At 56.3% G+C, this 25,376-nt stretch carries 18 protein-coding genes, 1 pseudogene and 1 riboswitch; of the genes and pseudogenes, 9 read left to right on the top strand and 10 right to left on the bottom strand.

Going from position 1 to position 25,376, the window contains the following annotated elements:
• Nucleotides 1-149 precede the first annotated feature (149 nt).
• From ACOBR2_RS15820 to ACOBR2_RS15800, 5 genes are all read left to right on the top strand, one after another.
• Nucleotides 150-992, top strand: coding sequence for an IclR family transcriptional regulator (locus ACOBR2_RS15820; RefSeq protein ID WP_420237076.1), 843 nt, complete (start codon nt 150-152; stop codon nt 990-992).
• A gap of 143 nt (nt 993-1,135) precedes the next feature.
• Nucleotides 1,136-3,298, top strand: a complete 2,163-nt coding sequence (gene pdxA, locus ACOBR2_RS15815; protein WP_420237075.1) for a 4-hydroxythreonine-4-phosphate dehydrogenase PdxA — start codon at nt 1,136-1,138, stop codon at nt 3,296-3,298.
• Nucleotides 3,299-3,300: 2 nt separating this feature from the next.
• Nucleotides 3,301-4,851: a sodium:solute symporter gene (locus ACOBR2_RS15810; RefSeq protein WP_420237074.1), complete on the top strand. Its 1,551-nt coding sequence runs from the start codon at nt 3,301-3,303 to the stop codon at nt 4,849-4,851.
• Nucleotides 4,848-5,642, top strand: coding sequence for an HpcH/HpaI aldolase family protein (locus ACOBR2_RS15805; protein WP_420237073.1), 795 nt, complete (start codon nt 4,848-4,850; stop codon nt 5,640-5,642). Before ACOBR2_RS15810 ends, ACOBR2_RS15805 begins: the two co-directional genes overlap by 4 nt.
• Nucleotides 5,639-6,787, top strand: a complete 1,149-nt coding sequence (locus ACOBR2_RS15800; protein ID WP_420237072.1) for an iron-containing alcohol dehydrogenase — start codon at nt 5,639-5,641, stop codon at nt 6,785-6,787. The genes ACOBR2_RS15805 and ACOBR2_RS15800 overlap by 4 nt, the downstream gene beginning before the upstream one ends.
• Before the next feature lie 97 nt (nt 6,788-6,884).
• Here the strand turns inward: ACOBR2_RS15800 and ACOBR2_RS15795 are convergent, their stop codons facing one another.
• The 7 genes from ACOBR2_RS15795 to ACOBR2_RS15765 form a co-directional block, all read right to left on the bottom strand.
• The gene (locus ACOBR2_RS15795; protein WP_420237071.1) at nt 6,885-7,517 is read right to left on the bottom strand and encodes a hypothetical protein; all 633 of its coding nucleotides are present in this window, start codon (nt 7,515-7,517) and stop codon (nt 6,885-6,887) included.
• 84 nt (nt 7,518-7,601) lie between these two features.
• On the bottom strand, nt 7,602-8,873 hold the full coding sequence (locus ACOBR2_RS15790; protein WP_420237070.1) for a 4Fe-4S dicluster domain-containing protein: 1,272 nt from the start codon (nt 8,871-8,873) through the stop codon (nt 7,602-7,604).
• A gap of 116 nt (nt 8,874-8,989) precedes the next feature.
• A complete protein-coding gene (locus ACOBR2_RS15785; RefSeq protein ID WP_420237069.1) occupies nt 8,990-11,206 on the bottom strand; it encodes a beta-glucosidase in 2,217 nt (738 codons plus the stop codon).
• A gap of 225 nt (nt 11,207-11,431) precedes the next feature.
• Nucleotides 11,432-12,610 (bottom strand): hypothetical protein, encoded by a 1,179-nt coding sequence (locus ACOBR2_RS15780; protein ID WP_420237068.1) that lies wholly within the window; start codon nt 12,608-12,610, stop codon nt 11,432-11,434.
• Between the two features lie 102 nt (nt 12,611-12,712).
• Nucleotides 12,713-13,369: a trimeric intracellular cation channel family protein gene (locus tag ACOBR2_RS15775; RefSeq protein WP_420237067.1), complete on the bottom strand. Its 657-nt coding sequence runs from the start codon at nt 13,367-13,369 to the stop codon at nt 12,713-12,715.
• Nucleotides 13,370-13,517: 148 nt separating this feature from the next.
• A complete protein-coding gene (locus tag ACOBR2_RS15770; protein ID WP_420237066.1) occupies nt 13,518-15,602 on the bottom strand; it encodes a polysaccharide lyase family protein in 2,085 nt (694 codons plus the stop codon).
• Nucleotides 15,603-16,037: 435 nt separating this feature from the next.
• Nucleotides 16,038-16,583 (bottom strand): DUF1614 domain-containing protein, encoded by a 546-nt coding sequence (locus ACOBR2_RS15765; protein WP_420237065.1) that lies wholly within the window; start codon nt 16,581-16,583, stop codon nt 16,038-16,040.
• A gap of 222 nt (nt 16,584-16,805) precedes the next feature.
• Between ACOBR2_RS15765 and ACOBR2_RS15760 the strand changes: the two genes are divergently transcribed.
• The 4 genes and pseudogenes from ACOBR2_RS15760 (at nt 16,806) to ACOBR2_RS15745 (ending at nt 20,652) form a co-directional block, all read left to right on the top strand.
• Nucleotides 16,806-18,041 (top strand): ISL3 family transposase, encoded by a 1,236-nt coding sequence (locus tag ACOBR2_RS15760; protein ID WP_420236124.1) that lies wholly within the window; start codon nt 16,806-16,808, stop codon nt 18,039-18,041.
• A gap of 281 nt (nt 18,042-18,322) precedes the next feature.
• A pseudogene (locus tag ACOBR2_RS15755) lies at nt 18,323-18,652 on the top strand (DUF190 domain-containing protein); the annotation flags it as partial.
• Nucleotides 18,653-18,708: 56 nt separating this feature from the next.
• Nucleotides 18,709-18,779: riboswitch (Fluoride riboswitch) on the bottom strand.
• Nucleotides 18,780-18,949: 170 nt separating this feature from the next.
• Nucleotides 18,950-19,639, top strand: a complete 690-nt coding sequence (locus tag ACOBR2_RS15750) for an iron-sulfur cluster assembly scaffold protein (RefSeq protein ID WP_420237064.1) — start codon at nt 18,950-18,952, stop codon at nt 19,637-19,639.
• An 11-nt stretch (nt 19,640-19,650) separates the two neighbouring features.
• The gene (locus ACOBR2_RS15745; protein ID WP_420237063.1) at nt 19,651-20,652 is read left to right on the top strand and encodes a GGGtGRT protein; all 1,002 of its coding nucleotides are present in this window, start codon (nt 19,651-19,653) and stop codon (nt 20,650-20,652) included.
• A gap of 249 nt (nt 20,653-20,901) precedes the next feature.
• On the opposite strand, the gene ACOBR2_RS15740 is transcribed toward ACOBR2_RS15745, so the two are convergent.
• From ACOBR2_RS15740 to ACOBR2_RS15730, 3 genes are all read right to left on the bottom strand, one after another.
• Complete coding sequence (locus ACOBR2_RS15740) at nt 20,902-22,446, bottom strand: glycoside hydrolase family 1 protein (RefSeq protein ID WP_420237062.1); 1,545 nt, start codon at nt 22,444-22,446, stop codon at nt 20,902-20,904.
• A 158-nt stretch (nt 22,447-22,604) separates the two neighbouring features.
• Nucleotides 22,605-22,811, bottom strand: a complete 207-nt coding sequence (locus ACOBR2_RS15735) for a hypothetical protein (protein ID WP_420237061.1) — start codon at nt 22,809-22,811, stop codon at nt 22,605-22,607.
• Between the two features lie 14 nt (nt 22,812-22,825).
• Complete coding sequence (locus tag ACOBR2_RS15730; protein WP_420237060.1) at nt 22,826-25,147, bottom strand: glycoside hydrolase family 6 protein; 2,322 nt, start codon at nt 25,145-25,147, stop codon at nt 22,826-22,828.
• Nucleotides 25,148-25,376: the final 229 nt, after the last annotated feature.

The raw sequence follows: 25,376 nt of genomic DNA, 5'->3' as shown, positions 1-25,376 counted from the left end.
GGCGCAAAGTACCTCTCAAAAACAGCCTTCAAGACAGTGGTAATTTCTTTCATGAAAATTAAAATACGAAAGTAAATGCCTCTACAATGACGGTGTGGCCGAGGTCGGGGCCGCAAAGCATCTTAACTTACCGGAAAGAGTGGTCCCAGATGCCGCGCACAGTGAAACAGCCGTCAGTAAAACCCGAAAAAACAGTTCGTCGACGCATTCCGCAATGGGCACTGCACGCCAAGGAAAACGATTCCGGCAACGAGCAATATTTTCTGCGTTCCATCAGCCGTGCCATTGAGGTTCTGGACACCTTTGACGGCAAACAGACGCTTTCTCTCAAAGAGGTAAGCCAGCGAACGCAACTTTCAGAATCGACTGCGTTTCGGGTTCTGCTCACGCTGGAGCGCTGTACCTATCTGCAGCAGCAGGTGGACGGAACCTATCAGCTTGCGCCCAAGCTGCAGGTGGGATGGCGGCAGGAACAGGCGCGCAAACTACGGGAAAAAGCCCGGCCCGAACTGGAGCATCTGGCCAACCACTTCAACGAAACAGTCAGCTTTGCCTGCCTGTTCGACGACCGGATTCAGGTGCTGGACTGCGTGGAGACCTTTCACGAGATCCGTATTTCAAACCGCATTGGCCGCGTGCTACCACCGCACTGCAGCGCCATGGGTAAGGCAATCACGGCTTTTCAGGATCGAGCCTCGATTGATCGCATTCTCGAAGTGTATGGATTGTTTCCGCGCACACCCCACACCATCGTGGACCGCAACAAACTCTTTGAGGAGTTTGAACAGATCCGGAAAACAGGCTTCGCCTACGACCGCGAAGAGTCTGTGCTGGGTGGGCTCTGCATTGGCGCCGTTCTGCGCACGGGCAGCAGCGCACAGGTGGCAGCACTGAGCGTTTCCACGCCGCTTTCGCGCATGAGCGACGAACGCGAGAAAGAGATCCGCAACGCGGTGCTGGAATCGGCGGCGCTGATTGCAAAGCTGATTTAAAGATGAGAGGCCGGTGTTGACCCCATCGGCCTGCAGCTTCGCAGTGCGGAATTTTTGTTTCCGCAAAAAGAACCTTGGCTTCTGCTGTAAGTTGCGATTGGTAAAAGTAAAAATAAACTGTATATTATGGCAATAATTTTGCCATGGCCCCCATTCGTTCCCAATCCGATGGCCCGTTGCAGCCTGAAAGCATGCTCCGGCCTGCTGAAAGATGGATTCGCCCCCACCCGCCCACGATTTTGCTGGTTGCCGACGACCTGACCGGCGTCTGCGACAGTGCGCTGGCCTTTGTAAAGGCTGGTTTTTCAGCATTTGTGCAGATCAGCGGATGGAAAGCTGAACTTCCTGAAGAGTGCTCTGTCTGGGCAACTTCCGCGGAAAGCAGAAACCTGAAACCTGAGGAAGCTGCACCGCACATGGCCGGACTCAGCCTTTTGCCGGCTGCCGAGGAGACATTGCTGTTCCACAAAGTGGACTCAGCGGGCAGGGGCAATCCCGGAGAAGAATTGCAGGCACTGGCGGCTCGCTGGCAATGTGAGGGCGTGGTCTATGCGCCCGCCTTTCCCGGCGCGGGACGTACGGTGCGGGACGGAAAACTCTGTGTGCGCGACTTCACTGGGCAGGACCGGATCCAGAATCTTTGGGAAAAGATCCCCAGGTCCCAGCGGGAGCGTACGGCGCTGATCCCAGCGGGCAGTGTGGAGTCGTTGCAGGAACAGATGCGCGCTGCACTGGCCGCCAGCCAATCGATTCTGCTCTGCGATGCCCGCGAACAGGCCGATCTGGACAGAATTGTGCGTGCCGCCCGCAGTCTTCCGCAACGCATTTTATGGTGTGGTTCGGCCGGATTGGCTGAAGCACTGGCCGGCAGCATGAAGTCGGAAGTGCGCCAGCAGAGGAAGCGTCCGCTGGCCGGTCGCACACTGGTCATCAGCGGAACCGATCACTCTGTAACGCGCGTGCAAATGCGTGCGCTCGCTGGTGGTACGCAACCGGGCCATGAGCTTGCAGAGTGCGCGACGGACTGTGCAGCAGTGGAACTGGATTGGCAACAGACAAACGAAGAGAGCATCCGCACACTCTGGCAGCGGGAAGCGGAAGGCAACAAACCCGCACTGCTGCTGACCGGCGGTGACACGGCAGCTTTTGTGCTGCAAGCGTTCGGTGCAACCGGCCTGCTCCTAGGCGGCGAAGTGGAAGCCGGCCTGCCGTGGGGCGTAATCGTAGGCGGCATGGCAGAGAACGCAATGATCATGACCAAATCCGGCGGTTTTGGCAGCGAGAAGACATTGATCCGGGCCGTCGAGTTTGCCCGACAGGGGGAAAGAATGATGGAACGAATTGCAATCACGCTGGGCGATCCGGCGGGCGTTGGCGCTGAAGTAGCACTCAAGGCGCTGGCAGATCCTGCGATTGCAGGATTAGCTGACTGGGTGGTGATTGGCGACAAGGCAACCGTACAAAGCGCCGGCAAACTGACCGGTATCGACCCCCAGGCCTTGCCCTGCAGCTTTGAATTTGCCGGTACGCTCGACGATTCGGCACCGATTGCCTATGGCCAGTTGCGTGCCGAGTATGGCGTGGCCGCCGTCGAATGCGTGCGCCAAGCCACGCTCAAGTGCCTACATGGCGAGGCCGCAGCCATGGTGACTGCACCGCTGAACAAGGAAGCCGTGACGCTGAGCGGTCGCTCGTTCACCGGCCACACCGAGTACATTGCCGAACTCTGCCAGGCCACGGAATCGCGCATGCTGCTGGCCAGCGAACGTGTCTCCACAGTGCATGTGACCACGCACGTGCCGCTGGAAAAAGCCTGCCAGGCTACCGAGCAGCGTGTACTGCGCACCATTCAACTGGGTGCCGAGGCGGTGCGTCTGATGCTGCAGCGGCAGCCGCGCATCGGTGTATTGGGCCTGAATCCACACGCCGGTGAGCATGGACTCTTCGGCCGTCAGGATCTTGACGTAATTACTCCGGCCATCGCCGCAGCCTGTGCGCAGGGCTACGATTGCCACGGCCCGCTGCCGCCCGACACTGCGTATGTGCGCGCCCTGCGCGGTGAATTCGATCTGCTCGTGGCGCAGTATCACGATCAGGGGCACATCCCGATGAAGCTGATTGACTTCGAAGAGACGGTCAATGTTTCGCTCGGTATTCCCATCCTGCGTACCTCGGTTGATCACGGCACCGCCTTCGATATTGCCGGCAAGAATCAAGCCGATGCGCGCAACATGAAGGCCGCCATGCGGCTGGCTGTACGCATGGCTGAAGGCCGCCGACTGCTGGCCGCCGCAAAGGAGCTGTAACCATGCACTGGCAGGATGGATTGGTAGTGGCGCTGTATCTTGCGGCTCTGGTGGCCATTGGTCTGCGCACGGCGCGACGCCAGACCAGCACGGCGCGCTACTTCGTGGCTGAACGCTCCATTCCCGGCTGGGCCGCGGGCATGTCGCTGCTGGCCACCATCATCACCAGTGTTACCTTCATTGCCTATCCTGGCGCGGCCTATGCGGGCGACTGGAATCTGCTGGTTCCAGGCATCATGTTCGTCGTCGTAGTGGCGCTCATCGGCCAAGTCATCATTCCCTTCTTCCGCCGCGCAGTTTCCATGAGCGTCTACGAGTACTTTGGCCAGCGCTTTGGCTTGCCGGTGCGCATGTACGCTTCGTTTGCCTTCGCGCTCGGCCATTTTTCCAAGATGGGTTTCGTCTTTTATCTGCTGGCGCTCTCCGTCACCGGCATTACCGGATGGCCCATTGGCGGCATCATTCTGGTGCTTGGCCTGATCACCGTGCTTTACACGCTGATTGGCGGCCTGGAAGCAGTGATCTGGACCGATGTGCTGCAGGGATTTGTGTTGTGGAGCGGTATTCTTGTCACCATTCTTCTGCTACTCTTCCATAGCCCCTGCACGTCGTCGCAGATGATCGGCGCAATGATCGCCAACAACAAGATGGCACTCGGCAGCATGCACTTCAATCTTGCCAAACCCACCTTCTGGACGCTCTGCCTTTACGGCTTCTTCTTTTATCTGCAGAAGTACACCGCGGACCAAACCGTAGTGCAACGCTATCTGGCCGCACGCAGCGACGATCAGGCTCTGCGCGGCATCAATATGGGCGCATGGCTCTGCCTGCCCGCATGGACGGCCTTCATGCTGATTGGCAGTCTGCTGTGGACCTTTTACCGGCTCACCGCCGAGTCGCTACCAAGCAGCATCACCAAGCCCGATCAGGTTTTTCCGCACTTCATGGTGACGCATATGCCCATCGGTCTGGCGGGGCTCTTTCTGGCCGCGCTCTTCGGGGCAGCCATGTCGATGCTCGCATCGGATCTGAATTGTCTGGCCGTGATTCTCACCGAAGACTTCTACGCGCAGTTCTTTCCGTCGCACACGGACCAGCGCAAGCTGCGTGTGGGCAAGTTATCGATTGGCGTCTGTGGCCTGCTAGCCATCGGCGTAGCGCTGCGACTGGCCACCATCAGCGGCAGCGCGCTCTCGCTCTACTACACCATCACAGCCATCGTCGCCGGAGGCCTCGCCGGCCTTTTCCTGCTTGCCTTTCTGAGCCGCAGGGCCGGTAAAACCGCGGCCATCGCGGGCATCGCAGTCAACCTTGTCTTTACCACTTGGGCCACGCTCACCATGAACGACGGCCACATCGTAAATCTACATGCATGGAACTATCCCTGGCACGAGTACACGATTGGTGCGCTGGGCAATGTGTTGCTGTTTGGAGTTGGACTGATCGTCGCACTCTTCTCACGTAGCACACCCACTGGCGCAACGTTGTGGAGCTGGTTAGGGCGGGAAGTGTTGGCCAAACCCGAAACAAGCCAACAGGGAGCATCGGAATGAATCGCATTCGCAAGGCACTTGCAGCTAATGGAGGCCGTCCGATCCTGGGCGCGGCACTGTACTTCTATGATCCGATCTTTCTGGAGATCTGTGCGCATCTCGGCTATCAGGCGGTGTGGATCGAGATGGAGCATGCGCCCATCAGCTTTGCCCAGGCGGCTGATCTGTGCCGCATGGCCTCGGGCAGCGGCATGCTGACCATGATCCGCATTCCCGACACGCGACGGGAAAATGTGCTGAAAGCCTGCGAGTGCGGACCCGACATTCTGGATGTGCCAATGGTCGAAAGCATCGAACAGTTGCATGAACTGCACCAGTACGCACGCTTTCAACCCGCCGGCGAACGCGGTTACTTCAGCGTGTCGCGAGCAGTAAACTACGGCATTGTGCCGAGCGTTCCGCGTGAGCAACAACAGTTGAATGATGAGTTGTGCCTGCTGGCGCAGATCGAGTCAGCGGCGGCACTCAACAAAGTGGAAGAGTTGGCGGCCGAGCCCGACATTGATCTGTTCATTGGACCGGCAGATCTGGCGGCGAGCCTTGGCCATCCGGGCGAAACCGGCCACGCCGATGTGCAAGCGGCCTGCCGCAGGATTGTGAAGGCGGCGCGCGCCAACCACAAGCTGGTGGCCACGGCCTGCGCCCAGAGCGACTACCAGTTCTTCCTCGACCTTGGCGTTGATCTGCTCTATCTGACCAACGACATCGCATGCCTGCGCGCGGCTGCAACCCAAAGCCTGAACGCCGCAAAACTGCTTCTGAAAGCGCAAGCCACTGGAGTCGCACAATGAACACTGTTACTCTGCTGCAAACGCCGCATCTGGTGATTGGCAGCGGCTGCCGCGCACAATGCCGCGCCTATCTGCAGGAGCACAATCTGCGTCGCTGCTATGTGCTGGCTCCGGCCTGCAATCTTGCCCATGCACACGCCATGCTGGAGGGCTTTGACGCGGTTGAGGTTGATACCTCCCTCTCCGCCGAGCCAACCGTCAACGACTTCAAAACGATTCTGGAGCGCGCGCAGAGGTTTCAACCCGATGTGGTGATTGGGCTGGGCGGAGGCAGCGCGCTGGACATGGCCAAGCTGGTGGCCGCGCTGCTCGATGGCGCACAACAGATCCAAAGCGTCTTTGGCATTGGACTGATCCGACATCGCATGGCACATCTGGTCTGCCTGCCGACAACTTCAGGCACAGGCAGTGAAGTTTCGCCCAACGCCATTCTGCTGGATGAATCCGATCAGTTGAAGAAGGGCGTGGTCAGCCCGCATCTGGTGCCCGACGCAGCCTTCGTCGATGCGGAGTTAACGCTGAGCGTTCCACCGGCGGTCACCGCTGCCACCGGCCTGGACGCGCTCACGCACTGCATTGAGGCTTATACCAATCGCTTCGCGCATCCCGTGGTGGACGTGTGGGCGCTCGAAGGCGTTCGCCTGATTGCCAGCGCGCTGGAAGAGGCCGTGAAGAGTCCATCGTCGGTTCCCGCGCGTGAAAAACTTGCGCTCGGCAGCCTGTATGGCGGACTCTGCCTTGGTCCGGTGAACACCGCCGCAGTGCATGCGCTTTCCTATCCGCTGGGCGGAGTGCATCACATTCCGCATGGCCACGCCAACGCAATTCTTCTGCCGCACGTCATGCGCTTCAACCTGCAAGCCGCTCCAGATCGCTTTGCCGCAGTGGCACTGGCTCTGGGCGCGGCATCTGCCGACTCTGCTGCGGCCACCGCCGAAGCGGGCATTGCACAGCTATGGAAGTTAATCGATGCGACGGGCCTGGAGATGCGCCTGGGGGCGCTGGGCGTGGATCCCTCGGAAGCCGCATCATTGGCCGCTGCCGGGCTCAGCGTAACGCGACTGATGAAGAACAATCCGCGCTCAATGACGCAACAGGAAGCCGAGCAGATTTATCATGCGGCCTTTGCTGGCCCCACTCGTTAATTTTCTTTGTAGATGAATTTTCTTCCCGGCCAGCGCCCGATCAAAAAGCCTCCTCGGCGATCCAGCGCTGGTCTTTTTTTGCGTGCTAAACGCACATCTAGCGCACTGGACACTCGTCGCCGATTCTGTCGTTGAGTCCCTCATGATCGACATTGAAAGCAACGCTGGTGCGGCCTCCTGAGTGCGTCAGTCGAATCACATAGATCATGTCGTACTCCGAATTGCTCCACGCGGGAACCTGCCCCGGATCGCCCCCGAAGCTCTTGATCAGATTCCGTGCAAAGCGCTCTTCATAGACGTGCTCCCATGCGATGAAGACCGTCGACGATGCGTACTTCGTATTGGTCAGTTCCTGCTGCAAGCGATCAATCTGGTCATAGCCAATCTGCGCATTCACATTCATGCCCAGCCGGATCGCCGTTGGCTCAATGGTGGCCAGCGGACGCACGTAGGAATACGAGCTGAGGATGCCATCATGCACCTGCACCGCGGGGTCCGGTGCAAAAAGAGCCTCGGGGTTGCCATACTTGCCGATCAGCACACTGGGCAAAGCCAGCGAGCGATTCAGTCCACGACAGGTCAACTGGCCAAGGCCCTTCTGGGGCTTCTCACCATGGCGAAAAAGCACCAGCGTTTCAGTTGTGGAAGTTTGCGCACCGCGCACGGAACAACCCGTGAATGCAACCAACGCCGCCAATACGACGGTTCTACGTAAACAACAAATCAACATGCGCTCTTTCTGCTTCCACATCTCCGATGGAAGAGTTCCCTGCACTGCATTCTCGCAGGAAGCCCTGCTTCAGGCCAACTGTCGCTATGCATCCAGCAGCCGCGCCAGATAGCGCGACCGCATCTGCTCGCTGGCCATGGCCTGCTTGATGGGAGGAAGCTTCAGAATCACGCCCAGAATCGCCGCCATGGCGCGATGATTCCAGTGCGCCTGATTGTCGAAGATCAGGTTCTGCAATTTACCGCGCTCAATGGCCATCAGCACGGCGCGATGCGTTGTGGTCACGGGGGTGAGCACGCGTTTTTCCCGCGCCCGCAGCTTGAGCGCATTCTGCGCGCAGGCCCGCACGCACACACCGCAGCCCAGACAGAGCCGCTCGTCCAAACGAGCCTTGCGTTTTTTGCTCTGCTGCGGATCATTGGCCGAGACCATCCCCATGGCTTCCACCGGGCACACCTCGGCGCATTTGCCGCAGCCAGTGCAACCTTCCGCTGCAACCTCGGGCAAATAATTTGTGGTGGCCACCGGATTCAGAAAGCCAAAACGCTTGGCCCCCAACAGCGCCTCGCAACAGCAGCCACAACAGTTGCAGATGTAACTCACCTTGCGCTGCACATTTTCGCCGAACTGCACCAGATTGTGCGCATATGCCTGATCGAGCAGGTCAAGGCACTCTTTGGCATCGACCTGCCGCGCAATACCGTGCTTGATGAGCGATTGCGCCGCGCCGGAAAAGGTCATGCAAATATCCATGGGCGCATCACAGGCCTTGCCCATGTGCTGCATCTTGTGGCGACAGTAGCATGCACCAATGCCAATGTGCTCGGCTGTGCGGATGACCTCGCTGGCCCGCTCGTAATCCAGCACGTCAAGCGTAGACTCGGCGGGCAGCGCCTGTTCGTTCACAAACGCGCGGCCGATTTGCGTATCTCCGCCCGTCAGCAAGTCGCGAATAAAATCCTCTTCCACATTGATGTACTGATGAAAGAGTTCGGCCAGCAAATTTTGATCGTAGCTGTTGCCAATGCGCATCATGGAGAACTCGAAAAATCCGGCCATGGGCGGCGGCAACACAAAGATCTGCTCACCGTCGCGTTCCATGTCGAGCAGCATGCCACGCGAGGCCAGCGCTTCAAGCACCTTGTGGCTCTCGGCAGGCGATTTTTTCCAGCGCCCGGCAGCTGTTTCCACATTGAAGGGGCGAATGGGAAGCAGCGCCACCAGCTCCGCTTCATCGTGCGTAAAAAGCGTTTCCAGGATGCGGAAGAGAAGTTCCGTTGGCGGCGCGCCCTGCGGAAATAAATTGATACGCTCGGCCAGAGAATGATAGCTGTTTTTAAGTTTGACGTGCGCCATGGCAAGCCTCGAATCTCAACATGCATTGAAATTGAGATCATTATAGGTCCGCGCGCATGCCAGAAACAGTGCCGGAGCAGAGCATGAATCCACTCCGGCAATTTATTTCTGCACAATCACTGTATGGAAAGTTTGCCCGTCAGCGGCGTGCTATCGGAAGAGCCACCGATCAACACACCGTACTCGCCTGGCGTCAGCGTCCAGTCCTCCTTGGCTTCGTCATAGACCGCGAGCACGCGCTTGTCGAGCGCTACGGTAACGGTCTGCGACTGACCCGGAGCCAGCGTCAAACGCTTCCATCCCGCCAACCGTTTGTAACTTTCTCCGGCAGACTTGGGCAGCCTCGCATAGACTTCGGCAATTTCATCGCCCGCCCGTGCGCCGGTATTTTTCACTGTAAATTGCACCGTTTGGCGAGCCGCGTCCACGCTCAATCCGGAATAGGCAAAGCTGGTATACGAGAGGCCAAAACCAAAAGCAAAAAGCGGCTGTTTCTGCTCGCTTTCATACCATTTGTAGCCCACCCGTGCGCCTTCGTCGTAGTGCATGGTGTAGTTGGAGGCGCGCGCGCCCATACTCACCGGCCCCATGCCCATCTTCTGGTCTTCCTCGCTGAGCGCGGGAATCACCGGATGGGGCAGATCCTGTTCGCTCTTCGGAAAGCTCAGGGCCAGTTTGCCGCTGGGGTTCACGTCGCCCACCAGAACACTGACCAGAGCCTTATGTCCGGCGCTGCCTGCAAACCACGCATCCACGACGCCCGCTACCTTGCTGAGCCAGGGCATGGTCACAGCCGTGCCATTCTCCAGCACTACGATGGTGCGCGGATTAGCTGCCGCCACGGCCTCGATCAAGGCATTCTGATCAGAAGAAAGCGCAAGGCTCGGCAGGTCCATGCCCTCTGCCGTCCACTGATGCGCAAAGACAATCGCAACGTCGGAATTCTTAGCCAGTTCTGCCGCTGCCTGCAGGTTGCTGCCCGCACCAAAAGTGATCTTCGTCTGCGGCAACCGGGCCTCCAGAGTCTGCATGGGCGAGGTCGGAAACCACACATGATCCTGCCAGTGGGTAGTTTTCTGCCCTTCCGGGGCAATCACGTTACCGCTCGGCGGATCCACTTGCGCCGAACCACCACCGCTGATCATACCCACATCCGCATGGCCGCCAATCAGCGCAATACGATGCACAGCGGCCGAAAGCGGCAGTACATTTTGGCTGTTCTTCAAGAGCACGATGCTCTTTTCTTCGATCCGTCGAGCAATCTCCAGCCCGGCTTCGGCGTCCACCACACTCTTCTGCGGCGGGTCGTCCACGATGCCGGAAGCGAACTCTGCATAGAGAATGCGGCGCGCATGTTCGTCGATCTCCACCAGCGGCACCTTGCCCTCTTCCACGGCCTGCTTCAGTTTGGGTCCAAAGAAGTCTGCCATCGGCTGTTCCTGATCCAAACCTGCCGCCGAGGCCTTTTCCACACTGTGCGTGCCGCCCCAATCGCTCAGCACAAAACCCGGAAACTCCCACTGCTTTTTCAACACATCGTTCAGGGTGTACGCATTTTCGCAGGCATAATCGCCGTTGACGCGGTTGTAGGAGCACATCACAGCCGCCGCATGGGAGATGGAAAGCGCAATGTGGAAGGCCAACAGATCCGACTCCTGCATGGCCCGCTTGGCGATGACCTCGTTGACGAGAGTGCGCCCCGTTTCCTGATCGTTGACAGCGTAGTGCTTGATGTCGCCCACCACATGCTGGGCCTGCTCGCACTTCATCAGGTTGCCCACCATGACTCCGGCCAGCAGCGGATCCTCGCCCGCATACTCAAAAGTGCGACCATTGCGCGGCTCCCGCGCCAGATTCACACCGCCGCCCAGCGTCATGTCATAGCCCTGCGCACGCAGTTCGCGACCGATCAGCGCGCCATAGGCGCAAGCAGAATCCACATCCCAACTAGAGGCCGCCGCCAGATTCGAAGGCAGCGCCGTGGAGTAGCGACCATTCTCACCGCTGCTGCGCACCCCATAGGCCGCATCCGAAATATAAAGCGGGGGAATGCCCAGCCGCGGAATCCCCACCACGTACCCCGCGCCGCCGTTCCCCTGACTCGTCAGCGGCGTCTCCCAGTTCCCGGTGTGGGCCATGCCGTTGCCGTGCAGCAGGCTCAGTTTTTCGTCCAGCGTCATCTGCTTGAGCACCAGATCAGCCCGTTCCGTGGGCGTAAGCGAGGGGTTCATCCACGACCGGTCAGCATTCTGTGCGTGGCTCAAAGAGCCCGTTGCCAGCAGCGCCAGAGCGCCACAGAGCGAGAGAAAACCAGGGAAACCAAAGGGCTTCATGTATCTTCCTTTCCGCACTACGCGAGACAGCGTTCCACAGAAGCACTGCCCGCTTTCAGGCGGTTTCTGCAAGGAACAGTACAGGATACAAAGCGGAAGCAGAAGATTGAACGTGTATCAGATTTGTTGATTTCCATCTATATATAGGATAAATAACGTATTACCTATAAAGACACACGCCCCTGAGTGCCCTGTATCATACATTTTTTCGCGGAAAACACGGCTTTACCAGCTCTCTAGGGCAAGCACGGTCGGCGGTCCGGGATGGCCATCGATGATCTCAGTCTCAATGACTGCCTCCAGATTTCTCTGATCCCAGTTCTTCGGGACCTTGTCGAGCATTGCATTCAGATAGGAAGGATTGGAAACAACTTCGCTGGCCGCCTCGGTTCCCTCTCCCAGAATACCCGCCAGCAGAATCACCGGCTGACCGGTCACTCTGTCGCGAATACGGGCCACCACACCATAATCCCGGGCGGGCCTCGTGCTGGCCCCCTGTCCGTCAAAGGTCCAGACCTTGCCCTGTCGGCGGTCAACCACCTTGCGGATACTGCCACTCAATTCAAAGCCGATGGGCAGATTCTGGGTGATGCGCAGGGTCCATGGATTATCGAAGGCTCCAATCAGCACCACGGGAGCTTCCCGCAACGCCTCAAAGCTGGTTTGTGGCGCAGCCACCACGCGAAAAGCGCCCTTGCGCGGGGCCAGCGAACGAGCCAGCGTCAGAACATCCGAGACATTCAGGCTGCCGTTAATCTCCTCCGGTGTATGACGTTCCCGGTCGATGGCCTCATCGGGCTCACCCAGACAATAGGTAATCCGGCCTGGAGCAGTGGCAATCGGTTCCCAGAATCGCTCCAGGTTGCTCTTTTGCCATGGAAGCGGCAAACGCCCCAGCCCAAAGCCGACCAAGAAGGCCAGCAGCAGAACAACCGGCGCAAGCAGCCAAAACCGTCGCTGATTCGCCACGGCCTTTGCGGCAGTGGGCGCGTCCTCCAGCGCATGCTCTGCCAGTCTCACTGTCTCTGCAGGCAGGTGAAAACTGGGCACATAGGAGCCTGCGGAAAGCTCGATCACCAGCTCACCGGCATGCTCAGGGTTGTAATAGTACTGACTGATCCGCTTGCGCACCTCAGCGGCGGTCATACGCACCACCGGATCGATGCTGACGTCATAATCCGTCTGGCGACCAAAGGCCACTACGCCGATCAGGCGCTCTTTCAGCTCGCCGGTGTGACCGGCCAGCGTCTGTTCCACGATGTGCTGGAGCAATACCGGATAGCGTTTGCTGTGGGTAAACAGCGGATGCGCCAACAGCTTTTTCAACTGTTCGCGTATGGCGCGCTCGCCCGGCTGGGCTGCGGCTGACGGTGCTTCCGTTTCGAACTGGGTAGCGTTTGGCATCGTACGTCGAAACTAACCATTTTGGTTTTGCAGTGCGCTGTGCACTCTCCACTGTAGCCTAACCGGGCACTGCCATGCAGTACCGAATAAGGCTCACCTCCACTAATTTTGGAGGCTCGCGTTCACCGCCGGCGTCTTCCACTGAAAGCGCGCCGAAAGCAGCTTGAGCACCAGCCCGGCCGTGCAGCCGGCGGCCGTGGAAATTGAACGATCGAAGCCCAGTTTTTCGCAGCCCAAAAAGGCAAAGGCAGCCAGTAGTGCAGCCAGCGTGTAGGGTTCTCCGCGCTCGAAGACGCGAGGCGTGCGGCCCATTAGCACATCGCGCAGCAATCCGCCGCCGGCAGCGGTAATCAGCCCCAACAACACCGCCGGCAACATGGGCAAGCCAGCGTTCAGCGCACGGCTCACGCCGGCCACGCTGAACAGCCCCAGCGAAGCCGCATCGGCCAGCCAGATCCCCCGTTCAATCCAGCGATGCGTGTGGCCGCCAAACAACAGCACGAACAGACCCGCACTGAGCGCCACCAACAGATAGCGCACATCCATGAAGGCCAGCGGAGGACCTTTCTGTAAGAGCACGTCGCGAGTAATGCCGCCGCCCAGCGCCGTGATGATGGCCAACCCCAACACGCCGATCAGATCATACTGATAAGTACGGCTGCGCTTTGCCTGGAGCGCGCCAGCCAGCGCGCCAGAGACCACGCCGGAAAACTCCACAATCGTGAAGACGGCCATCGCATGAAGATTAATGGAAACCATTGCTCTTCCAGCATAAGCTGATTCGCTCGTTCCCGCGACTGGCTGCCGCATACAGTCGAAGCAGAGTCTTCAAACACGGAAAGCACTGAGTAGATTCTCCCTGAGGAAAATCCACTCAGCACCGATCAAATAATTGTGCAGGCACGTTCTAGTTATTGGCCACCGTATCGTCCGCAGCAGTATAACCCGAGCTATCAACATACTCGTAGTCGTGCCATCCGGTGGTGGCGGGACTTGCGGAAGTATCGGTGATCTCCATCCGCAGCGCATCATATTCTACGCCGTCCGCCTGACTAACCTGGAGCGTCAACAGATTGGAATCCTCCGCCGCGCTCAGGTCAGCGACTGGCCACTGGAAGACAACCCACTGATAGTAGCCCGACAGACCACTGCGCACCATGGCATCGCTTTTATTGATGCCCGACCAGACGAGCTTATGCCCGTTCAGCGTTGCCGTCACGGAGGCTTCGGTTGCCGCAAGGCCGATCGAGAGGGCTACATACGATCCCTGCGCCAACTGGTCAGAGGTCGCAGTAAAATAGACATCCCATGCCGGAACGCTGGTTGTTACGCCATCCGTCCCACTCGTCGTGGAAAGATCGGCCACATAGGATGGAATGATGTAGTCATACCCGTCGGTCGTATCATCACTGGAACTGTAATATCCGCCAAAAATCCCCGGATCAAACTCTCCCCACTGGCAGTAGTTCCACTTGCTCAGGTTGGCCGTCGCGTCCGTAGCCCCAACTGCCGTGGCGTAGTAAACGACCGCGCCACTATTGGACGCAAAGTCCGACCAATAGTTCCAGTTGCCCCAGTACTCGCGATCATCGTAGCCAGAGCTATTTTTGCCGTGCTGGAACTCATGTGCCGAACGGTCCGGCGTACCAATTGTCCAGATAGGACTGCTGCTGCCAAATTTCTCTTCGGTAAAAGTCCCCGTCACGCTGGTGGTATTGCCAGCGGTCACCTTCACATCATCGCTGCGATACTCACCAAACTTGCCCAGAACATAACCACTCAGGCGATAGGTTCCCGGAGCAACATCGGAAAGAGTTACAATCCCCGCGCTGTTCGCTGCCCAATACTGCAGGCCACTGGAGGAATACTGGAAATTCTTCTCGTTATCGCCAAGGACCACCCAGGCATTGTTCGCCGTGCTGGAACCACCATCGGTAATTGTGGCCTTCACCGTGCCACGATAGGACGTAGTGCGCGGCACATAGCCATTGCTAACCAGAGTTGCCTGGGAATCAAACAAAGACTGTCCCGTGGTGGCATTGCTCTGTGCTTCGGAATAAAGCTGGGCCGACGTCGTCAGGCTGCTAGTAAACGCGTTGAAGTGGAAACCGAAAGGGCCATAAAAACGCGATGAAGCCACGTCCTGCGTTGGCGTGTAGGCCAGCTCATTATCCAGATGGTCAGAGAATGCCTCTGCCATGATGATCGATTCCGTAAAGATCAGATCCTGTTTGGTCGGTCCGCCGGAAAGGGTTTCTGTGCTGGGAATGGTAGTCCAGGCTCCGTAAGTCGAACCGTAGACACCGTGTCCCTTATGCAGATATTCATAACTGGAGTAATCATACTTGGTGTAGAACTCACGCCCGAACCCGGAAGGAATCGTCAGACCATGCAAATCGGTGGTGGCATCCTGAACCGCGCGGCCAGTATCGGTGGTTCCCAAAACAGAGGCGGAAGGTAGAGTAATAGTCGTGGCTCCGGTATTATTCAGTCCGCTATTCACAGAGTAAGTATTGGTGAAGAGCGTGGGACTGACACGGAAGACCCACTGAACCTGCCCGACAGAACCGGAAATATCGGTTGCCGAGTGGGCCGCCACAAAATAGACATACAGCGTGGCATCGTTGGGCAGCAGAAACCAGTGCTGCGTATAGGTGAAGGCATTCGTAGAACTGGATGGAACCGTAATCCACCAGTCAAGGTAGTGCCCACTGTCGAGGTGGTAACTCGCTGTGCCCGTACCGGTGCCAAATCCACTGTTATCCATATACAGGCCATCAGGGTTGCCATCGCTTCCCAGGTAAGTCGTATCTACCAGGTTAGTACTATTTAAGTAGAGACTCCATACATGGCCTGTGCTGGAATCAAAATTAAGGGTGAGGGTTCCGTTGGAGATCTTCCAGTCAGAAGCCGTAGTGGTATCGATGCTGAGTTGAGCGTGTGCAAGCAGTGTTGTAAACGCCAATGCAGCAAGGGAAAAAATCTTTCCCATGGTTCGGATCATAAAAAATTCTCACTCCCAGGAATGGGTAGAGGGTTGACGTTGAGGGCTGATTTTTTCGTAGGAACGCCCCGTGCAATGACGCAGAAAAGTCCTTCTGAATCAAACAGCGCACTCTCACGATAAGTCAGGTGCCGGAGCCATGAAATGAGTAAAAAGGATGGGCCGCAGGAAGACGCGCCTGAACTACCGACAGAGAGCCGGAGCGATGCTACTACAGCGCATTGACTTTTGGGAAGTCATCGTTTCTATAACTTAGCGCGCAACCGTTAACTTTTTAAAATTTCTCTTATGAATTTTTACGGAACTGATTCTACATTGAAATTGCCACAAATACGCCAAAGAAATCCTCCGGCCGAATAACCCATTGTAAGCCAGACAGGCAATGAAAACGGGCTTCCGGAAAATTGATGAAGCTTCGCCTTATCACGCAGTCCGTCTTACTCCTGGCTGAATCAGGGAGGCCAGCAATACGGCCACAATTCCAACCAGAAACACGCCATCAAAAGTACCTGCTCCACCAATCGAAGCAACGGGTGCGCCCAGTCCGTGAATCTTGTCCAGATTCATCAGGTCAGCACCAATGAGCACGCCCATGCTTCCTCCCACGTAAGCGAGTGGTGCTGCCTTCCGCCACGAAAGCAGCAGAGCGCAGATCACAGCCACAATCGGCGGAATAAAGACCGGGAGTGTAATACCAACACCACGCACCGGCTGTGCCATGGAGTGCGTTACGAGTGCCACCACTGCGGCAGCAACAACCCCTCTTGCCACAATCCGGTTTCTCAATACCAGATACAGCGACAACAGAATCAATAGCGCGCAATGCGACGAAATGCCCATTCGTTCGTAGGCATAATGCAAAACTCTCAGTTCGATCAGTACGACCAACAGGGAGAAGAGCAGGAATAAGGCCAACAGGAAAGGCCACTCTACAGGAAAATAGTGCATCCCAGAAAATTGCATTGCCATTCCATCCTCTTTTCAAGCATTTCTGCATCCATTTTTCAATATTCTCTAAATTTGTACTCAGACACGGTTTCAATTCATGCCTACAGTCGGGTCTTTGAGAATTTGAACATATATCAACACGGAATGCCAGGGCCAGATTTTAGGGCTCTGCGCAGGAATCTGTAAGGCAGCGTGATTTTCGCGGGTTTTGCTTGAGGTGTGGAATCGGCTATTCTCCTCCCGATGCGCGACAACGATTGGACGCGGGTATTGGGATGGCCGGGCTACAAGGTCTACCGGCATGAGATTGACGAGCCTGGCAAAAGGCTGAAGCTTTGGGTTCGGCGCAAGCGGGCCAACAAGTTGCTGGTCTGTTCCGGCTGCGGCAGGCCAACAGGCGAAATGGTAGCCAGCTATGAGCGGGAAGTGCGCGATCTGCCGTGCTTCGAGTATCTGACCACGGTGGTGATCGAGCTGTACCGGGTTCGTTGCCTGGACTGCGGCGTCAAGGCGGAGAAGGTGCCGCTGCTTCCTGGCAAAGCGCCCTTCAGCAAGCGTTTCGAGGATGCGGTAGGCCAAGCCTGCGAAAGCTCCGCAGCCAGCCGAGTAGCGCGGCAGTTTGGTCTGGCGGCGAGCACGGTGCGGGCCATCGATCAGCGGTATCTGGCGCGTTGGGCAAAGTCGCGGCGCAAGCCGGCCTTGCGGCAGATGGGTGTGGACGAGATCTTTGTGGGCAAAAAGCAAAAGTTCATCACCGTGGTGAGCAACCTCGGGACCGCCGAGCCTCTGTGGTTCGGCGCGGAGCGGAAGAAGGAAACGCTCGACGAGTTCTTCGCCAAGCAACTGAGCCCCTTTCAACGTGGCGCGGTGCAGGCTGCCTGCGTCGATATGTGGGAACCGTTCAAGCAGAGCATCGCCGAGTGGCTGCCCAACTGCCGCATCATCTATGACAAATTTCACATCATGAAGCACGCCGGAGCGGCTGTGGATGAGGTGCGCCGCCAGGAGTTCTTCCGCAAGGGCGGGCCGGCGCGGGAACTGGTCAAGGGCAAGCGCTGGCTGCTGCTGACGCGCTGGGTGCATCTGACCGCGCGCCAAAAACAGCAACTCAACGAACTGTTTGCGCTGAACCGGCGCGTGATGAAGGCGTACCTGCTCAAGGAAAGTCTGGATCGGCTGTGGAGCTACAGATATGAGGGCGCGATGTTGCGCTACCTGAAGAACTGGATCGATCAGTTGCGCTGGCAGCGGCTCAAGCCCATGGAGAAGTTGGCCGACATGCTGCTTCGCCATCTGGAGGGAATCCTGAACTACTGCAGAACAAAGGTTCCCCTGGGGGTGGTCGAAGCAGTCAACGGCAACATCAAAGCGCTGTTGCGACGCGGACGCGGCTACCGCAATCTCAACTACCTGCTGCTGAAAGCGCAACGGCTGGCCGCCACAAGAACCCAACTCGTCGCCTTTCAGAAAGCCGCGTAAAACGATGGCCTTTACACATTCTCGTCAAGAGCCGATTTTAGAGATCATATGCCTCTCAAGATTGAGTTCATTGAGACTCGCGAGAAAGTCAACGAACTTATCGGATAATTAGAGGAACTGGATGGAACGGGAATGATCGAAGTCCAGGAAACCTATGTTACAAAACCCGCCAGATTACCAAGCCCAAGCAGCCAGTTCCACCTGCGCATGCGAAGATCGAGGGCAAAGCCCAGATGATGCGCATCTATGTCGATGAAGCCTATCTATAGAAGGACAAGCCCCTATACAAGGCAATCGTTGAAGCAATGCGCGCCAACGATATTGCTGGCGTTACAGTCTACCGCGGCATTCTCTGCTAAGGAGAACATCATAGAATTCACAAGGACAAGGCCATCCACCTTTCCTACGATTGTTCGATGATGCTTTCAGCCGTAGATACGGGAGAAAAGCTTCAGGCGTTTCTCCCGCTTATCGACCAGATGGTAGAGGAAGGTCTGGTAGTTATGTCGGATGTAGACATCATTAAGCACACCTATCGCACACAGGAGACTGAACAGCTGGAGCTTATGCGAAACCCTAAAACTATGCAACGAGACAGAGTGCAGAGATAGTTATCCTGATTCACTTAGCTCAATTCAAGTTTTGGTAAGGTATGCGGACACCTACCTGAGCAGTAGGAGTCATTAGCCATTCCATTTTGGAGGGCGGTTAAAGGCAGATTCCATCGCCTAAATGGCTAAATCATCTCCAAATGGCCATTCAATGTTCTGCGTTGGCGGTCACATACTCTCCAAAGCAACGGATCTAAAATCAATTCGGTTTCAGGTGAATTTTGATGCCATACGATGCCATCGAATTTTACGAACCCATTGTTCATAACCCAACCAAACAAAGGAGCACAACTCCAGATGCATACGCATGAAATTGAACAGATGTGTGTAGTTGCCAAGGGACCCAATCACGGCCCGGCACCTATTCCACAAGAAGGCCGCTGGACCAAGGCAAAAGAAGTGAGCGACATCTCGGGTCTCACCCATGGTGTGGGCTGGTGCGCTCCGCAACAGGGTGCTTGTAAGCTCACGCTCAACGTCAAGAAGGGCATCATCGAAGAAGCACTGGTTGAGACCATCGGCTGTACCGGCATGACGCACTCCGCCGCCATGGCAGCTGAAATCTTGCCCGGCAAAACCATTTTGGAAGCGTTGAATACCGATCTGGTCTGCGATGCCATCAATGTGGCTATGCGCGAGTTGTTCTTGCAGATCGTTTACGGGCGCACACAGACGGCATTCTCTGAGGGTGGGCTTCCCATCGGTGCGGGACTCGAAGATCTGGGCAAGGGCCTGACGAGTGTGACGGGCACAATGTATGGCACCAGCGAAAAAGGTGCGCGCTACCTTCAATTAGCTGAGGGCTACGTGACGGAGTTGGCTCTGGATGCGGACAGCGAGATCATCGGCTACAAATTTGTGCGTCTGGGCGTGATGATGGAGTCGATTGCCAAGGGAATAGACCCGCAAACCGCGTTGACCAAAGCGACTGGCACCTATGGCCGCTTTGCCGACGCCGTCAAAACCATCAACCCGCGCAAGCAGTAAAGGAGAAGATCATGGCTTTGTTTGAAGGATACGAAAGAAGAATTGCGCAGATCAACTCCTATCTTGCCGCCAACGACATTACGTCGCTGGAAGCCGCGGAGAAGATTTGCCTCGACAAAAACGTGGACGTTCGCAAGATTGTGAAGTCCATTCAGAACATTGCGTTCGAGAATGCTGGATGGGCCTACCTGATCGGCGCTGCTGCGGCCATCAAGAAGAACCAGACCGTAGCCGCCGAAGTCGCCGAGACGCTTGGCTCTGGCCTGCAGGCATTCTGCATTCCAGGTTCTGTCGCCGACGACCGCAAGGTCGGCATAGGCCACGGCAACCTTGCCGCCATGCTGCTCCGCGAAGAAACCGGCTGCTTTGCCTTCTGCGCTGGTCACGAATCTTTTGCCGCCGCGGAAGGTGCCATCGGCCTGGCTCGCTCTGCCAATAACGCACGCAAAACACCGCTACGCGTGATCCTCAACGGCTTGGGTAAAGATGCTGCGCTGATCATTTCGCGTGTCAACGGCTTCACCTATGTGCAGACCGAGTTTGACTATGCGACAGGCAAACTGAATGTCGTTCGGGAGAAGGCGTACTCGACTGGCGAGCGCGCTGCCGTTCGATGCTATGGTGCCGACGATGTACGCGAGGGCGTTGCGATCATGCATTTGGAATTGGTTGATGTGGCTATTACCGGTAACTCGACCAATCCGACACGCTTCCAGCATCCAGTGATGGCAATCTACAAAAAGGAGCGTTTGCTCGACGGGAAGAAATTCTTCTCGGTGGCTTCTGGAGGAGGTACGGGCAGAACGCTGCATCCCGATAACATGGGCGCTGGTCCGGCTTCGTATGGCATGACCGATACCATGGGACGGATGCACTCTGATGCTCAGTTTGCTGGATCGTCTTCTGTACCAGCTCACGTCGAGATGATGGGCTTGATAGGCATGGGCAACAACCCGATGGTTGGCGCATCGGTGGCTGTTGCTGTGGCTGTAGAACAAGCGATGAAGCTGTAGCCTCCGTATCTGTCTCACGGATCGTTAAACGATGTATGTCGGCGAACCTTTCAGCAACAACTAAGACGTTCGCCGACATGTATTGATTTCAATATCCGCAATCTTTTGCTTACTCTGTCCCGGTTTGTTTGACGTGGTCCCGGAAAGTCGGACCGTAAACGTGCGGTAAGATAAGTGGAAATCCAGCTCCGCATACAACCTATCACTCTCATGTAGACCAAAATTGGCGAACGCCCGTGTTACTAGGTCTCACACACCGAGTCGATTTGAGGCAGCCACCCGGCTATACCAATATCCGGATTCCTTGATCGTGCGCTTCTGGTTTCGGAAGTCCGTGTAGATCAAACCGTATCGCTCCGTGTAGCCCTCTGCCCATTGGAAGTTGTCGAGTAATGTCCAGGCATGGAAGGCACGCACACGAGCTCCATCGTTGATTGCGCGCACAAGTTCCGCAAGCGTTTCGCAGTACCACTGGATGCGGCGTTCATCGGGAATGCTGCCACTTGCTTCTTCATTTGGACCATCGAGATAGCCGCATCCGCTTTCGGTGATTTCAATGATGGGATGGTTGTACTCTCTTGAAATTTGAGTCACGAGATCGTAGATCCCCCGTGGCCACACTTCCAGGCCAGCATCGGTAAGCGGACCTTCTGTAGGCATCGCAGCACGAAACCGCGTGTACGGATCGCGTCCACCCTGCGAATTGTTTTCGATCTCGGTGCCGCTGAAATTGCCTCCGCTCTCAAACTTCTCCTTGCTCGCGTCGGACACTATACGACGCGTGTAATAGTGAAAACCGACCCAGTCTAGCGGAGCATAGAGGAGTTTTTCGTCGCCAGCCTTGAAACCCATTGCGTCATAAGGGGGCTCTCCAACAAAAGCCTTGGGATAATGGCCACTCATAGCTGCTTCCAGGAAGAAGACATTATTCATGGCGTGGTACCGGGCGGCTGCTGCACGATCATCTTCTGAGTCCGTCTTAGGATACGCTGGCGCCATCTCATATGCGCTTCCTACGGTCGCTTTCGCAGAGGCTGATTTCACTGCGCGATGAGCCTCACCTTGGGCCAGCGCAAGGGTGTGAGCAGCCTTCAAAAAATCGCTGAAGCTGGTTCGGCAAGGCGGAAAAGCGCCGGTCGCATACCCCATGAAAGCGATTGCCCAAGGCATGTTAAATGGCGCCCAAACCGTTATACGATCGCCTAGATGCTTGGCGAGAATGTAGGCATAGTCGGCGAAATAGTTAGCTAACTCCCGGTTCGGCCAACCTCCACGATCTTCAAGAGCTTGAGGAAGGTCCCAGTGATACATGGTGCACCACGGACGGATTCCAGCGGCAAGAAGAGTATCGACGAAGCGACTGTAGTAATCCAGTCCCTTCATGTTAGGAGCACCGATTCCTGTTGGCTGAATCCTTGGCCAGGAAATCGAAAACCGGTAACTCTTCTGATGAAGGATTTTAGCGAGTGCTACGTCTTGCGCATAGCGGTGATACTGATCGCAGGCCACGTCGCCCGTCACGCCACCTCTTACTTTTCCGGGCGTGTGGGTAAATCTATCCCAGATCGATTCGCCTTTGCCATCTTCGTTCCAAGCACCTTCATTCTGATAAGACGCTGTGGCCACGCCCCAGAGGAAACCATCAGGGAATCGCACGTCTTTGATCAATGATTCAGGTACAGAGCCGGGTGTCTGATTCATGGAGATTGGGTCGGCAGCATAACTACGCCACGGATTGAGTGCAACGCCCGCGGTTGCGGCCAAAGAATAAGCTGCGAACTGACGACGGTTCATTCAAATCTCCTCCTTGCTAAACGTTGTGCGGAAAAGCGTACCTTGTCCACTACTATCACGCATCAGTATCAATGTCGGAAAATCAGAAAGTATCTCGGCTTCCAATCGATTGCGCCTACGCTCGGATTCTGGCAGGATGGACATTTGTCTGCACAAATCTAACCAGGTGCAACACTCTCGGTTGCCCATTGATCCGCCGCGATTTTCCCTACAATCCATTGGAATTCAGCTTTTTCTTCTCTACCGCCAGCAATCTGGTTGGCAGCTTGCTCCTGGCGACAGCAATGTTGGGTCTGCCCCTCATCCGTACATATTTTCATGAAATTCGCGGTGAACTGAACGAAATAGCTCACCGCGAATTTCATGTACAGTCGACCGCTTACTGGCAGGTAGTACCGTTGACAGCAAAGGACGTGGGCACGGCGTTGGTGGTGTTGTTCCATGTGCCATTGAATCCCATGCCCGACAGAGTTGCACCGGCGGCGATGCTGCCGTTGTAACTCAAGTTGGTCACTGTGACGACCGATCCGCTTTGCGATTCAGAACCATTCCAGAGCTGCGAAATGGTCTGTCCGTTGGCGAAGGTCCAGGTCAGCGTCCAACTGGTAATGGCCGTGCTGCTGGTGTTCTCAATGCTGATGGCGGCGCCAAATCCTCCTGCCCACTGACTGGAAATGGTGTAGCCAACATGGCAGGCAAAGCTCGTCGATGCAGCCTGCACGGTGAGCGCGATGGTGGTGGTTGCAGTCAGCGAGCCGGAGGTTCCGGTGACGGTGACGGTGGAAGTGCCGACGGTTGCCGAGCTGCCAGCGGTGAATGTAATCACACTGCTGCCGGTGGTGGGGTTGGTGCCAAAGGTCGCAGTGACGCCAGTCGGTAAACCAGAAGCCACGAGTGTAACGCTGCCGCTGAAGCTGTTTACATCGGTCACGGTGATCGTGTCGGTTGCAGTGCTTCCTGGCGTTACCGATAGCGTGCTCGATGACGGCGCGATGGTGAAACTGCCCGTTGATGCGGCGCTCACCGTCAACGCAATAGTGGTGGTTTCAGTAAGCGTGCCGGAGGTTCCGGTAATGGTAACGGTGGAAGTACCAGCGGTTGCCGAGCTGCTAGCGGTGAATGTAACTACACTGCTTCCGGTGGTGGGGTTGGTGCCAAAGGCTGCGGTGACGCCAGTCGGCAAGCCAGAAGCTGCGAGCGTAACGCTTCCGCTAAAGCTGTTTACATCAGTTACGGTGACGGTGTCAGTTGCCGTGCTTCCTGCCGTTACCGACAGCGTGCTCGACGAAGGTGCCAGGGTAAAACTGGCCGTAGTTGTGGTTGCAATCACCGGATAGGCATTTTCAACCAACATTGCGAACTCCGCGGTCCAGAAGGTTCCTGCAGAGGGAGAGTTCGCCAGAGCATCGGTGACCATATTGTTGGCCAGCGCATTGTCGTGAGCAGGGTTGCAGTTGTTGTCGCCAGTGGTTGAAGTAACTCCGTTATACACACTGCCCGGATAGTTTCCATCCGATTCTCCCGGAGGCTTTACCCAAACGTAGGCATACAGATTGGCAAAATACCCCGGGGTTACTGTTGGCGGCACGCCAATTCCGGCATTGCTCTGATTACACCATTGGCCCATGTCATCGCGTTCGTCAATCTTCGTTGCATCCACGAAGGTATCAAGAACGGTGCTGGTGCTAGCCGCTGTTGGCCGTGCGCTGCCACCCCAGCCATTGCGGGAAGTGTCAATCAGAAAACCTATAGTGGAAGGAAATCCTTCGGCAACAAGATTTGTATAGAAAGTCTGCGCATAGTCTTCTTCATCAATTTCCGGGTTCCATTGATAGAAGGTGGATGAGTAGACTTCGCTGCCGCCTACTTCTTCCGTTGCGGTCATGAACGGTTCTTTGGTTGGACCATAGTTGGCCGTATTCGTGATGAAACCGTCGATGCTGCTCACACCATCCGTTGTTCCCACTGCCACATCATAGAAATACGGAACCGCAAGGGTCATGTTGGCCGGCCAGCCAAGCCATCCATGGTGCCCTACGTCAAGGTAGTTGTAGACATTGGTCAACGAGTGAAACTGATTGAGCGCATAGCGAATGGCCTGCACGTACACGCCATTCATTGACAGTGTGGGATAGCTATCACCATTGTTGGCTGCAACGCAGTTGGCCAACGTATAGCTCAAGCCGGTATTGGTAATCATGTTCGGCAGCGAATCATCTTCCACTACAAGCACAAAGCGAATATTTGTATTGCTCTCATATTGCGCAAGAATGTTGTAGATGGGGGTAATGAAATCATTTTCGTATTCTTGCAGCCCTGTTCCCGTCAGTGGCGTGCTGCTGCCGATGGGCGTATCGCCACCAGCAATGCTGAGTTCACCATTGGAAGCAAGCGCGGCGCAGTCGCGATCAGGCAGATCATAAATCACCAGCGTAACCACAATCGGGTCGGATGAACCCGATGCCGCTTGCTGCGCAAGCGCTGCTGTGATGTGGCCCTGCAATCCCAGACGACCACCGTTTGCTGTCCCGCCGTTGATGGCCGCAATCTTGTCCAGCCAAACGGCAGTGGAATAGGTGGATACAACCGCCATCTGCTTGGCCAGCGTGGAGCCTGACGTTTGTGCCGCAATGGCAGTATTGACTTCTGTGGTGTAGTCTGGGTTGACATACTGGGTTGCTCCGGCATACGGATTGCTCACATGCTGTGCGAAAAGTGCTGACGTACTGCTCAATACAAACAAAACTGCAAGTACAGAGGCAAAGTACTTGCTCATCCGACGTATGCATGTCCGTTGGGTTGTGAAACGGCCTACAAGATTCATTGTTCCTCCTGTGCATCCGAAAACATGCTCACGTAATATCGCGCAAGAACATGTTTCGCGCATGATGCCGATAAAGAAACGCCTCGTCGATGTTGGGTGAACCGAT

This window comes from Telmatobacter bradus (assembly GCF_048629425.1).
Lineage (GTDB): Bacteria > Acidobacteriota > Terriglobia > Terriglobales > Acidobacteriaceae > Telmatobacter > Telmatobacter bradus.
This window is presented reverse-complemented; position numbering and strand designations above follow the sequence as displayed.